At 64.0% G+C, this 13,219-nt stretch carries 10 protein-coding genes; 9 read left to right on the top strand and 1 reads right to left on the bottom strand.

What is annotated here, in order from left to right:
• Nucleotides 1-28: 28 nt before the first annotated feature.
• Nucleotides 29-1,156 (bottom strand): PilT/PilU family type 4a pilus ATPase, encoded by a 1,128-nt coding sequence (locus AC5P7F_RS17130; protein WP_046428711.1) that lies wholly within the window; start codon nt 1,154-1,156, stop codon nt 29-31.
• A 121-nt stretch (nt 1,157-1,277) separates the two neighbouring features.
• On the opposite strand from AC5P7F_RS17130, the gene AC5P7F_RS17125 reads away from it, so the two are divergent.
• The 9 genes from AC5P7F_RS17125 (at nt 1,278) to AC5P7F_RS17085 (ending at nt 13,218) form a co-directional block, all read left to right on the top strand.
• Complete coding sequence (locus tag AC5P7F_RS17125; protein WP_005415160.1) at nt 1,278-1,643, top strand: DUF4398 domain-containing protein; 366 nt, start codon at nt 1,278-1,280, stop codon at nt 1,641-1,643.
• Entirely contained in the window at nt 1,640-2,524 is an 885-nt protein-coding gene (locus tag AC5P7F_RS17120) for an OmpA family protein (protein ID WP_080281838.1), read from the top strand. The genes AC5P7F_RS17125 and AC5P7F_RS17120 overlap by 4 nt, the downstream gene beginning before the upstream one ends.
• A gap of 323 nt (nt 2,525-2,847) precedes the next feature.
• The gene (locus AC5P7F_RS17115) at nt 2,848-3,084 is read left to right on the top strand and encodes an HP1242/YdcH family protein (protein WP_005407964.1); all 237 of its coding nucleotides are present in this window, start codon (nt 2,848-2,850) and stop codon (nt 3,082-3,084) included.
• Nucleotides 3,085-3,385: 301 nt separating this feature from the next.
• Nucleotides 3,386-4,756: a pyridoxal-phosphate dependent enzyme gene (locus AC5P7F_RS17110; RefSeq protein WP_046428713.1), complete on the top strand. Its 1,371-nt coding sequence runs from the start codon at nt 3,386-3,388 to the stop codon at nt 4,754-4,756.
• 123 nt (nt 4,757-4,879) lie between these two features.
• Nucleotides 4,880-6,052 (top strand): cystathionine gamma-synthase, encoded by a 1,173-nt coding sequence (locus AC5P7F_RS17105; RefSeq protein WP_046428715.1) that lies wholly within the window; start codon nt 4,880-4,882, stop codon nt 6,050-6,052.
• Entirely contained in the window at nt 6,049-6,909 is an 861-nt protein-coding gene (locus AC5P7F_RS17100) for an ABC transporter permease (RefSeq protein WP_141098655.1), read from the top strand. The genes AC5P7F_RS17105 and AC5P7F_RS17100 overlap by 4 nt, the downstream gene beginning before the upstream one ends.
• Nucleotides 6,899-8,320, top strand: a complete 1,422-nt coding sequence (locus tag AC5P7F_RS17095; RefSeq protein WP_046428716.1) for an ABC transporter ATP-binding protein — start codon at nt 6,899-6,901, stop codon at nt 8,318-8,320. Before AC5P7F_RS17100 ends, AC5P7F_RS17095 begins: the two co-directional genes overlap by 11 nt.
• A 35-nt stretch (nt 8,321-8,355) precedes the next feature.
• A complete protein-coding gene (locus tag AC5P7F_RS17090) occupies nt 8,356-9,846 on the top strand; it encodes a methyltransferase domain-containing protein (RefSeq protein ID WP_046428718.1) in 1,491 nt (496 codons plus the stop codon).
• A 3-nt stretch (nt 9,847-9,849) separates the two neighbouring features.
• Complete coding sequence (locus tag AC5P7F_RS17085; RefSeq protein WP_046428720.1) at nt 9,850-13,218, top strand: glycoside hydrolase family 99-like domain-containing protein; 3,369 nt, start codon at nt 9,850-9,852, stop codon at nt 13,216-13,218.
• Nucleotide 13,219 lies beyond the last annotated feature (1 nt).

Raw genomic sequence — 13,219 nt, 5'->3', positions numbered from 1 at the left:
AATCCCCTCCGTCCCCTTTTCCGTGGGGTCAGAAGCCGTGGGTGATGCTGGGTGCGCCAGCCGAGAAATCGGCGTACGGGTCGTGCTCGCCGCTGCTGCCTTCGGACAAACGGAACTTCAGGGCCAGGCCATCGCGCGAGTCGGCCGCGCGCAGCGCTTCCTCCTGCTCGATGACTCCCGCTTTGGCCAGCCGGAACAGGCACTGGTCGAAGCTCTCCATGCCTTCTTCCAGCGAGCCTTCCATCGCCGCCTTGATCTCGTGCACCTGGCCGCGACGCAACAGGTCGCGGATCATCGGCGTGTTGATCAGCACCTCGGTGGCCGGCAGGCGACGGCCCTCCTTGTTCTTCACCAGGCGCTGGCTGATCACCGCACGCAGGTTCAGCGCCAGGTTCATCAGCACGTTCTTGTGCGCGCTTTCCGGGAAGAAGTTGAGGATGCGCTCGATGGTCTGGTCGGCGTTGTTGGAGTGCAGGGTGGCCAGGCACAGGTGCCCGGTCTCGGCGAAGGCGATCGCCGCCTCCATCGTTTCCGCATCCAGGATTTCGCCGATCAGGATCACGTCCGGCGCTTCACGCATCGCGTTCTTCAGCGCGTTGTGGAAGGCGTGGGTGTCCAGGCCGACCTCGCGCTGGTTGACGATCGACATCTTGTGCTTGTGCAGGTACTCGATCGGATCCTCGATGGTGAGGATGTGACCGGTGGTGGTGCTGTTGCGGTGGTCGATCATCGACGCCAGCGAGGTGGACTTGCCGGAACCGGTGGACCCCACCACCAGCACCAGCCCGCGCGGGGTCATGATGACGTCCTTCAGCACCTGCGGCAGGTTCAGCTCCTCGATGCTCGGGATACGGCTGCGGATGGCGCGGATGACCATGCCGACCTCGCCCCGCTGCTTGAACACGTTGACGCGGAAGCGCCCGGCATCGGGCAGGGCGATGGCCATGTTGAGCTCCAGCTCGCGCTCGAACTGCGGCACCTGGCCTTCGTCCATCAGCGAGTAGGCGATTTTCTTGACCATGCCCGGCGGCAGGCCGGTGTTGCCCAGCGGATAGAGCTTCCCCTCGATCTTGATGTAGACCGGTGCCCCGGTGGTCAGAAACATGTCCGAAGCGTTCTTTTCGGTCATCAGCTTCAGGAAGTAGCCGATATCCATTGCGAATTTTCCCCAACGAAACGGCCGACGCCCGTTGCCAGCACGGTGTCGGCTTGACGACAATGGCCGTGAACCGACAACCGGTACGGCCTCCCCAATGAAACGACTTAGCTTCGCACGAATGCGCCATGGCCTGTATGTGATGGCGTTTGCATTCGCACTGTCTGCCCCCGCCTGGGCGCAGGACGCCGCCCTGGAACTGGCGCAGGCCCGGCAGGCGGTCGACAAGGCCACCCAGGCCGACGCCGACCAGTACGCCCCGGACCTGATCGGTCTGGCCCGGCAGGGGCTGGAGCAGGCCCAGCGCGCCGCCGGCGACCGCCGCGAACGGAAGAACGCCCCGGCGATGGCCCTGCGCGCCGCCGCCGATGCCGACCTGGCACGCGTCCGCAGCGAGGAAGCCACCGTCACCGCGCAGCTGCAGCTGCGCCGCAACGAGGTCAACCAGCTGCAACGCCAGCTGTCGACCGGGGAGGACCGCCGGTGAAGCCGATGACCGCCGCAACCCTGGCCGCGCTGCTGGCGCTGCCGACCCTGGCCGTGGCCGCCGACAACCCGATGGTGGCGCAGCTGAGCCAGCGCCTGATGGCCATCCAGGCCAACCCGGATACCGCTGAGCTGGGCGCCTTCGAGCGCATGCAGGCCCAGCAGGCCATCGCGACCCTGGACAAGGCCAAGCGCCGTGACCAGGAGCTGGCCACCTACCTGGCCGAGCGCCGGGTGGAGATTGCCGAGACGGCCGTGCGCACCGCGATGGCCGCGCGCGAGGTCGACCGCCTGGAGCGCACCCGCAGCGACCTGCTGATCGAGGCCAGCCGCCGCGACGCTGCCCGCGCCCGTCAGGAAGCCGAGCAGCTGCGCATGCAGGCGCAGATGCAGGCCGAGGAGGCCGAACGCCTGCGCCAGGCCGCCGAGGCCGAAACCCTGGCCCGCCAGGACGCCGAAAACGCCCTGACCAGCGTGGCCGGCAAGCAGCAGCAGCGGCTCAGCGCTGCCCAGCAGAACGCCGCCAAGCTGGCCCGTGAGGAGGCCGAGCTGGTCTCCGGGCAGAAACTGCCGGGTTCGAAGTTCGATGGGCGAGGCGAAGTCTTCACCTTCAATGGCGACGCGTTCGCTGCAGGTGCCTCCAGCCTGTCCGGTGGGGCCCGCAACCAGGCCAAGGCGCTGGCCGAGTACCTGAACATCGGCAAGAAGGGCCGCCTGCGCATCGAGGCCTACGACAATGCCAACGGCGTGGGTCAGAAGCGGGCCGAAGCGCTGCGCGACGCCCTGGTCGCGGCTGGTGTCGCCAGCAACCGGATCCAGGTCAGCGGCAAGAAGGCAGCCTCCACCCGGGCCCGTTCGGCCGAGGTCATCATCGCCCCGTAATGCATTGATATTGTTTGTTTTTCGTTGCAATGAGCATTCAGCCTGAACCCCGCCCGGCGGGGTTCGGTCTTTTTGACGCAGGGGTCTTGTACCCCGCCTTGAGCAGGCGTAGGGTCAATCGTCCGGGACGCAATGCCGCGGACCGGACGATGGGAGGGCCGGGCCGATGCAAGCAGGGCGCGAACCGCAGCAGATCGACGTGCGCAGGCCAGTGCCGCAGGTCGTTGCAGGCGTCCAGGTGGCCATCGGCCGGCGCTCCTCCATGAACAACGCCCCGTGCCTTGTGGCCGGGGCGTTCGTGTATCTGTCGAAGGAGGTCCATCATGTTTGAAGATCAGCCCCAGAGCGAGATCGACGCCCGTCGCGCGCGTGATCCGGAGTTCAGGGCACTCCATGACCAGCACCGCAAGTTGAACAAGAAGTGCATGGACGCGGAGTTGGGTGTACTCCCGATCGATGATGTCACCCTGGGTCGCATGAAGCGTGAGAAGCTGCTGGCCAAGCAACGCCTTCTGCGAATGTACGAAACACCGCTCCCAACGACGTCCCCCACGCTTTGACGCACCCCGTCGCGCCCGGAACGGCGTGACCCGGCCATCGATGGCCCCGCCGGGCGCTTCTGCCCCGGCATCGCGGCACCGCCGATGAGGCGGCCGCGCCAAGGCACCACAGGCGGTGGTGCCTTGGTCTCCAGGCACCACTCACCGATGCGGGCGGTACCGGTCTCCTCGTCGATCCGGGGCCGCCCGCATCCCTTTACGGGGCCGGCGGGCGGCATCTCCGCGCCGACCTGACATTCAGCGCCATCCGTCGGATAATCATCGGTCCGGCCCTGCGTGGCGCGAATCGAAAGTCCTCCGAATGCCCATCCATTCTTCCGTCCTCGAACTCATCGGCCAGACCCCGATCGTCAAGGCCCAGCGCCTGGACACCGGCGTCTGCGAGCTCTACCTGAAGCTGGAGAGCGCCAACCCGGGCGGATCGATCAAGGATCGCATCGGCCTGTCGATGATCGAGGCGGCGGAGCAGCGGGGTGACCTGAAGCCGGGCGCGACCCTGGTTGAAGGTACCGCCGGCAACACCGGCCTGGGCCTGGCGCTGGTGGCACAGCAGAAGGGCTACAAGCTGATCCTCGTCGTTCCCGACAAGATGAGCCGCGAGAAGATCTTCAACCTGAAGGCGATGGGCGCTGAAGTGCGCCTGACCCGTTCAGACGTCGCCAAGGGCCATCCCGAGTACTACCAGGACCTGGCCAAGACCATCGCCGAGCAGACCCCGGGCGCCTACTTCATCAACCAGTTCGGCAACCCGGACAACCCGGCCGCGCATGAGTTCGGCACCGGCCCGGAAATCCTCGAGCAGATGGGCGGTGACCTCGACGCCATCGTGTTCGGCTGCGGCAGCTCCGGCACCATGACCGGCCTGTCGCGCGCGTTCGCCAGGCTGTCGCCGAAGACCGAGCTGGTGCTGGCCGATCCGGTCGGCTCGATCCTGGCCGAATACATCAACGACGGCGTGCTCAACGACAAGTCGGGCAGCTGGCTGGTGGAAGGCATCGGCGAGGACTTCCTGCCCTCGATCTCCGACTTCAGCCGCGTCAAGAAGGCTTATGCGATCAGCGATGCCGAGAGCTTCCACACCGCGCGCGAGCTGCTGGGCAAGGAAGGCATCCTGGGCGGTTCGTCCACCGGCACCCTGCTGGCGGCGGCGCTGAAGTACTGCAAGGAGCAGACCACGCCGAAGAGGGTGCTGGTGCTGGTCTGCGATACCGGCAACAAGTACCTGTCGAAGATGTACAACGACTACTGGATGCTGGACAACGGCTTCCTGCAGCGCCCGCAGCACGGCGACCTGCGCGACCTGATCCTGCGCCCGTACGGCCAGCGCGACACCGTGGTGATCGGCCCGAACGACCTGCTGACCACCGCCTACCAGCGCATGAAGCTGTACGACGTCTCGCAGCTGCCGGTGATGGACGGCGAGAAGCTGGTCGGCATCGTCGACGAAAGCGACGTGCTGCTGCATGTCTATGGCGACGAGGCGCGCTTCCGCGACACCGTGGCCACCGCGATGGTCAGCAAGCTGGACCGGCTGGACGTGAAGTCGCCGATCGAGGCCCTGCTGCCGGTGTTCGACCGCGGCCAGGTGGCGATCGTGATGGACGGCGACGCCTTCCTCGGCCTGATCACCCGCATCGACCTGCTGAATTATCTGCGTCGGCGCGTTCAGTAAGGCGTTTATCGCCGCAGATCGCTGCTGAATCCCGGTTTATCCGCGTCAAAGCTCGTTAAGGCCGCGCTGATAGACTCCCGCTCCTTCGACGGCGCCGGTCATCGGCGCCAATCAGGAAACGACATGTCCAACGCTTCTTCCCCGGACCGCGCGCTGGCCCTGGCCACGCTGGCCATCCACGGCGGTCAGTCGCCCGACCCCAGCACCGGCGCGGTGATGCCGCCGATCTACGCCACTTCGACCTATGCCCAGTCCAGCCCGGGCGAGCATCAGGGCTTCGAGTACTCGCGTACCCACAACCCGACCCGCTTCGCCTATGAGCGCTGCGTGGCCTCGCTGGAAGGCGGTACCCGCGGCTTTGCCTTCGCTTCGGGCATGGCGGCCAGCTCGACCGTGATCGAGCTGCTCGACGCTGGCAGCCACGTGGTGGCGATGGACGACATCTACGGCGGCAGCTTCCGCCTGTTCGAGCGCGTGCGCCGCCGCACCGCCGGGCTGGACTTCAGCTTCGTCGACCTCACCGATCTGGCCGCATTCGAAGCCTCCATCACGTCGAAGACGAAGATGGTCTGGATCGAGACCCCGACCAACCCGATGCTGAAGATCGTCGACATCGCCGCGGTCGCCGCCATCGCCAAGCGCCATGGCCTGATCGTAGTGGTCGACAACACCTTCGCCTCGCCGATGCTGCAGCGTCCGCTGGACCTGGGCGCGGACCTGGTCCTGCATTCGGCCACCAAGTATCTCAATGGCCACTCGGACATGGTCGGTGGCATGGTCGTGGTCGGCGACAACGCCGAACTGGCCGAGCAGATGGCCTTCCTGCAGAACTCGGTGGGGGGCGTGCAGGGCCCATTTGACAGCTTCCTGGCCCTGCGCGGCCTGAAGACCCTGCCGCTGCGCATGAAGGCACACTGCGCCAACGCGCTGGCGCTGGCCCAATGGCTGGAAAAGCACCCGGCGGTGGAGAAGGTGATCTACCCGGGCCTGGCCTCGCACCCGCAGCATGAACTGGCCGGCAAGCAGATGGCCGGCTACGGCGGCATCGTCTCGATCGTGCTCAAGGGCGGGTTCGAGGCGGCCAAGCGCTTCTGCGAGAAGACCGAACTGTTCACCCTGGCCGAGTCGCTGGGCGGTGTTGAAAGCCTGGTCAACCATCCGGCGGTGATGACCCATGCCTCGATTCCGGTCGCGCGCCGCGAACAGCTGGGCATCAGCGATGCGCTGGTGCGGCTGAGCGTGGGCGTGGAGGAGCTGGGGGATCTGCAGGTGGATCTGGAGAGGGCGCTGGCGTGAGCAGTCGCTTGGACAAGAGATCTTCCGGGCTGACGCCCTATGCAACTGCCCGGCGGCGGCCATTGGCGGGCTTCCTGCGTTCGCCCTTGGAGCACCGTCAACTCATCTTCCGTCTGATCCAGCGTGAGATCGTGGGCCGCTATCGCGGTTCCTTCGCCGGCCTGGCCTGGTCGTTCATCACGCCATTGATCATGCTGGTCCTGTACACGTTCGTGTTCTCCATCGTGTTCAAGGCAAAGTGGAAGGACTTTGATACCAGCGGTGGCTTTGCCTTGATCCTCTTTTCCGGACTGATCGTGCACGGCGTGGTAGCCGAATGCATCAATCGCTCCCCGGCATTGATCACGAGCAATGCCAACTACGTGAAGAAGGTTGTGTTTCCGCTGGAAGTCTACGCGTGGGTGACGCTCGGTTCGGCGGTTTTCCATGCGTTCGTCAGTTGGATCGTGCTGACCATTGCCCAGTTGTGCATGGGCGTTGCGCTGCCCTGGACCGTGATCCTGTTCCCCGTGGTGATGCTGCCGCTGTTGCTCGGTTGCCTTGGCGTTTCCTGGTTCCTTGCCGCGATCGGCGTCTACTTCCGAGACGTGGCACAGATTACCGGCACGCTTGCGACGCTGCTGCTGTTCCTTTCTCCCGTGTTCTACGCGCTTGATTCGATTCCTGAACGCTATCGTCCCCTGATCCAGGCCAATCCCCTGACGGGTGTCCTGGAGGCGGCACGCAAGGTATTGATGTTCGGTGACATCCCGTCTCCTGCGTACTTCGGGATCGGCCTGCTGGTGGGCCTGCTCATGGCCATGGCTGGTTACGCTTTCTTCCAGAAATCTAGAGATGGATTTGCCGATGTCATCTGATCCGGTCGTTCTCAAGATCGACGGCGTTTCCAAGCACTATCAGGTCTACGGCTCGCCCCAGGACCGGTTGAAGGACGCCCTTTTTTCGCGCGCTGCGCGTGTCGTGGGAAGCCGAGGCAAATCCTATGGCCGCCAGTTCAGTGCGCTGAAGGATGTTTCATTCGAGATTCGCAAGGGTGAAACGGTCGGCATCATCGGACGCAACGGGTCGGGCAAGTCCACGCTGCTGCAGCTGCTGAGCGGTACGCTGGCGCCATCGGAAGGCCAGATCCTGGTCGACGGAAGGGTTGCGGCACTGCTGGAGCTTGGGGCGGGCTTCAATCCTGATTTCACCGGCCGCGAGAACGTGTTCTTCAACGGTGCCCTGCTGGGACTTTCGGACGAGCAGCTGCGCAGCAAGTACGACTCCATTGTCGAATTCGCCGATATCGGCGAGTTCATCGACCAGCCGGTGAAGACATACTCCAGCGGCATGTTCGTGCGGCTGGCCTTCGCCGTGATCGCGCACGTGGAAGCTGACATTCTGGTCATCGACGAGGCACTGAGTGTCGGCGACGCGTTCTTCGTGCAGAAGTGCATGCGATTCCTCCGTGCCTTCATGCAGAACGGCACGGTGGTCTTTGTATCCCATGACACCGCCGCCGTCATCAATCTCTGCGACCGAGTGGTCTGGTTGTCGCACGGGAAGATCGTTGCAGATGGCGCCCCCAAGGAAGTCACCGCCAAGTATCTGGAAGATCTCTACGCGGTGGAGATGGCCGCTGCTGGTCCTGCTGCGGTGGCCGTTGACGCTCCCGAAAGTGACGCGCAACCGGCAGCTGCTGGTGCGACCGCCATCGAACCGGACCACGCAGGCATGGCGCCCCGTGATTTCCGCCAGGATCTGATCAACGCCAGTGAGCATCGGCAGGAAATCCGGGTCTTTGAGTTCAATGCAAACAAGGGGTTCGGACAAGGCGGGGCGCAGGTCGAGTTCGCTGCCTTTGTTGACGTGGATGGCAACCCGCTGTCCTGGGTGGTGGGTGGAGAGCCGGTCCGGCTGCAGATCCGCTGCCGTGTGAACCAGGTGTTGAGCTCGCCCATCATCGGTTTTGAGGTGTACGACCGCCTGGGGCAGACCCTGTTCGCGGACAACACGTATGTCGCCTCCATTGATCCCCCTCCCGGCGCTCAAGCGGGGCAGGTACTGGTGGCTTCCTTTGATTTCCGGATGCCTGTCCTGCGCGAGGGTGACTACACCATGAGCGCAGCCATCGCAGACGGCAATCAGCATCACCATGTCCAGCACCATTGGCTGCATGACGCGCTTGCCTTCCATGTTCATGCACGTGGCATCTGCCTTGGATTGTTCGGCGCACCCATGCAGCGCGTGCGCCTTGTAGTCGAGCAACAAGATCTGGTATCCGGGTGACCGGCTTCAGCAGCAATCATGTATTGAGGTGACCCATGGCAACCCAGCTTGACGAGCACGTAGAAGATCTCGCATTCACCGGCGAACGGTTCATGCCCGAAGTGGCCGGTCAGATCGCCTTCGAACATCTCCATCGCTATCACTTCGCCGCCAGGTTCTGTGCCGGCAAGCAGGTGGTGGACGTGGCCTGTGGCGAAGGTTATGGCAGCCAGATCCTGTCTGGCGTTGCGGACTCGGTGACCGGCATGGATATCTCGGCCGAGGCCGTCGCCCATGCGGCTGGCCGCTACGGGTCCGATCGCTTACGCTTCGTCGAGGCGTCTGCTGCCTTGCTGCCATTGGAGGACGACTCCGTTGACGTGGTGGTGAGTTTCGAGACCATCGAGCACCACGACCAGCATGAGGAAATGCTGTCGGAGATCCGGCGCGTTCTACGTCCGGGTGGGATGCTGATCATGTCCAGTCCGAACAAGCAGCACTATTCGATCGACCCTGGCTACGAAAACCCCTATCACGTGAAGGAGTTGTTCCGTCACGAGTTGATCGAACTCATCCAGCGCTACTTCCCGCAGCAGCAGGTGTATTCGCAGCGCGTCGTCTACGGTTCCCTGTTGGTCGCTGACGGTCCGGCGGCCTTCGATTCAATCCTGGGCACCGGCCCTGAAACCAGTGAATGGGCCGAAGGCCTCAGCCGCCCGCTCTACGACCTGGTGGTTGCGACGGATGGGGTGCTGCCTGTGCAGTCGTCCTCGTTCTTCGAACTGAAGGTTCATGGAATGGATGCCGGCGCCTTCTACGGGGTGCACTTGCCTGAGCGCGTCCAGAACGCGGATATCGAAGTCCTGCAGCTTCGCGCCAAGGTCGAGGAACTCGAGGCCCAGGCCCAGTCCCATCTTTCCCATCGGGAAGCCGCTTCCCTGGAGGCGGCGGAGGAACTGCGGCGGACGCGCGAAGCGCATCTGGCCGAGATCGAGCGGCTTCGTGACAGCCGCAACGAGGTGCTGTCCTCGATCTCCGTGCTGGGTTCGCTGGTCGATGATGTTCGCCGCGAAGGCGGTCATGATCGGCTGGCCCAGGAACGCAGGCTGGAAAGCCTGCAGAATGCGCTGGATCAGAATCGAGCGCTGGTTGCTGAAGCAGCCAGCAGCCAGTCGATCGACAACGGTCAATTCAAGGCTCAGCTGGCCGAACTCCGCCAGCAGTTGATTCAGGCCGTTGCCACCGAGGAAAGGGTCCGCTCCCTCGAGCGCATGCTTTCCGAGTCCCAGGAGATGGTGTTGGGGCATATCAATGCCAACGGCAGCCTGCGCGAAGAAATGTCCGCTCTGCGTGCGGAAATCGACCGGACCATGGCCGAACGGGATGAGGCAAGGCAGTCCGTGCAGCAGCTGCAGTTGGCCGTAACCGAGCAGCGCGTCATCAGCGAGCACCGCGAACGGGATGTGGAACTGCTTAAGGCGTCACGGAGTTGGCGTTACACTGCATGGCTCAGGAAACTGTCAGGAAGTGCCAGGAGGCACCTGTAAGCGATGCATCAGGGTCAGAAAATGGGAAAACTGGGGGCAGTTGCACGCCGCATGTACATGGCGGTGCCGGGCTGGAATGCGCGGCTTGCACTGAAGGATTTCCTGTTCCGGAACTTCAGCTTCGCCTTTGCCAATACAAATGCCTACCGCCGATGGAAAACCTTCGGCGCAGGGCAGGAATTTGCTGTTGTCACGGCGGGCGCGCAGCAGCCGCCAGCCGCTGCCGCTCCGATCATTGCCGAAGGCGTGAAGGTGTCCTCCGTGGCGCGTATCTACGCAGACGCCTTCGACGTCGCTGCAGGCGTGCGCGGGTCTGAGTACGTGGAGCTGGCGCCTGCGCTACAGCCACCGACCAGCCTCCGCTTCAAGACGATCGCGTTCTACCTGCCGCAGTTTCACCCCTTCGCCGAAAACGACGCATGGTGGGGCAGGGGCTTCACCGAGTGGACCAATGTGAGCAAGGCCGTGCCACAGTTCCAGGGGCATCGCCAGCCGCACCTGCCCGGTGAACTGGGTTTCTATGACCTGCGCTTGATCGATGTGCTCAAGCGCCAGGCCGAGCTTGCCAAGCTGTACGGCGTTCACGGCTTCTGCTTCCACCATTACTGGTTCTCCGGTCATCGACTGATGGAGCGGCCGGTGGACCAGCTGCTCGCGCATCCGGAGATTGACCTGCCGTTCTGCATCTGCTGGGCCAACGAGAATTGGACCCGGCGCTGGGATGGGCATGAAAACGATGTGCTGATTGGTCAGAACTACACGGCTGACAACGACATCGCGTTCATTCGTGATGCGATGCCGTACCTGTCTGATTCGCGGTATATCCGCATCGATGGTCGGCCGTTGCTCATCATCTACCGGCCATCGCTGCTTCCCGATGCCCGCAAGTCGCTGGATGTCTGGCGCGGCTATGCGCGTGAGCAGGGCCTTGGCGAGCTGTTCATCGCCATGGTCCAGTTCGACGTCGATGATCCGCGCACGTACGGCTTCGATGCAGCCCTCGAGTTCCCGCCGCACAAGGTGGCGCGTGGCCTGTCCAGCATCAACCACACGCTGGACATCGCCAACCCGCGTTATGAAGGCTACGTGGTCGACTACCGCGAGATGGCCGAACGTTCCAGGAACTGGCCGGAAGAAGACTATCCGCTGTTCAAGGGGGTTACGCCACGCTGGGACAATGAAGCGCGAAAGCCGGGGCGCGGCTACACGTTCGCCCATTCCTCGCCGAGCGAGTACCAGCGCTGGCTGGAATCGGCGGGCGAGTTCGCACTGGCCAAACCTGTGCGTGGCGAGAGCGTGGTCTTCATCAACGCCTGGAACGAGTGGGCCGAAGGCGCCCATCTGGAACCGGACCGTTACTACGGTTATGCCTTCCTGCAGGCGACGCGCAATGTCACCGCCGGCACGGCGAAGCCGCGTGTCGCACTGATTTCCCATGATGCGCACCCGCATGGCGCGCAGTACCTCGCGCTCAACATGGCACGCAAGATGACGGCCGGCCTGGGACTGGACGTGCATGTCGTGCTGCTCGAAGACGGCCGCCTGCACAGCCAGTTCGCCGAGTGCTCCACGGTCCACCTGCTGGGCGACCGGGATCCAGCGGTGCTGGCCAATGAACTACGCCAGCTGGGCGTGCGCTCGGTGCTTGCCAATACGGCGGTCAGCGGCCGCATCGTGCAGGCGTTGGGTGATGCAGGTCTTACCGTGGTGTCGATGATCCACGAGCTGCCGGGTGTCATCCAGAGCTACGGCCTGCAGCCTGCACTGGCGGACATTTCCCGTGTGGCCAAGCGCATCGTCGTCGCCTCGGACGCAGTACGCGAAGGTTTGCAGCCCTTCCTCGACCCGGCAGGGCAGGCCAAGGTAACCAAGCTGCCGCAGGGGCTGTTTGCAGCCAACCGCCATCGCGGGAAGCGCAATCGAGACGCTGCGCGCGCAGCGCTGCGGCAGCGCTTGGGTCTCAAATCCACGGACAGGATCGTGTTGTCGGTGGGCTACGCCGATGCGCGTAAGGGTGTCGACCTGCTGGCCGAGGCGTTCACCAGCGCATTCGCCCAGCGACCTGATGTCCACGTCGTTTGGGTCGGTCACCGTGAAGAGGCTGCGTGTGAGGCCGCGGAAAAGGTGCTCCGCCGCCATGGCATGCTGGAGCGGTTTCACTTCGCCGGTCTCGACTTTGACACCGATGACTACTACGCAGGCGCTGACATCTACGCGCTCGCGTCGCGGGAAGATCCTTTCCCATCCGTCGTGCTGGAGGCCTTGTCTGTCGAGCTGCCGGTCGTCGCATTCGCAGGCACGGGGGGCGGTGCGGACCTCGTGGCCCAGCACCAGGCGGGCGTGGTCGTGCCGGCACTGGACGCCGTCGCCTATGGCGGCGCCTTGGCGCGTCTGCTCGATGAGGATTCGGTGCGAGCAACGGCAGGCGAAGCCGGACGACGCCTTGTCAATGCCGACTTCTCCTTCCGCAGCTACCTGCTGGACTTGCTGGATCTGGCCGGGCATCGCATTCCGCGTGTCTCGGTGGTAGTGCCGAACTACAACTACGCCCACTACCTGGAAGAGCGTCTGGCGTCGGTGTACGGGCAGGACTTCCCCCTGTATGAGGTCATCATCCTGGATGACGCCTCATCGGATGGGAGCCTGGCAGAACTCGAACGCCTCTGGCCAACATTTGATCCGGAGCCGCGCCTTGAGGCGTCGTCGGACAACAGCGGGTCGGTCTTCCGCCAGTGGATGAAGGGCGTGAGCCTGGCGCGCGGCGAGTACGTCTGGATCGCCGAGGCCGACGATCTTTCCAAGCCAGCATTCCTGCGCTCGCTGGTGGACCTGCTCGAGTCCAACCCCCGCTCGGTGATGGCGTTCTCGCAGTCGGAACAGATCGACGAGTTCGGCGAGGTGATGGCTGGCGACTATCTGGAATACACCAATGATCTCTCGCGTGATCGCTGGCGCAGCAGCTATTCGGCGATGGGTTCCGAAGAAGTTGAAGCCGGTCTGGCTGTTAAGAACACCCTGCCCAACGTCAGCGCCGTGCTGTTCCGTCGCGAGGCGCTGCTGCGCGTGATGCAGGAGCACATCGAAGAGATCACTCAGTATCGGATCGCGGGCGACTGGCTGGTCTACCTGCTATTGCTGCGCGATGGCGGCCTCAGCTTCAATGCGGAATCGCTCAACCAGCACCGCCGCCATGGCAACAGCGTGACCATCGGCTCCAAAGCGCAGGGTCACCTGGATGAAATCCGCAGCCTGCATGCCCACGCCCAGCGGCTTTTCCCGTTGAGCGCAGCCACGCGGAGCGCGGCCGCGGCATACGAAGACAAGCTGCGCACCCACTTCGGGTTGCGGAACCATTCAGCTGGGACGGAGTGAT

The organism is Stenotrophomonas sp. YJH_SMC_105-26 (assembly GCF_059368915.1).
Note: the sequence above shows the minus strand (reverse complement) of the source record. Positions and strands in the feature narration are given on the sequence as shown.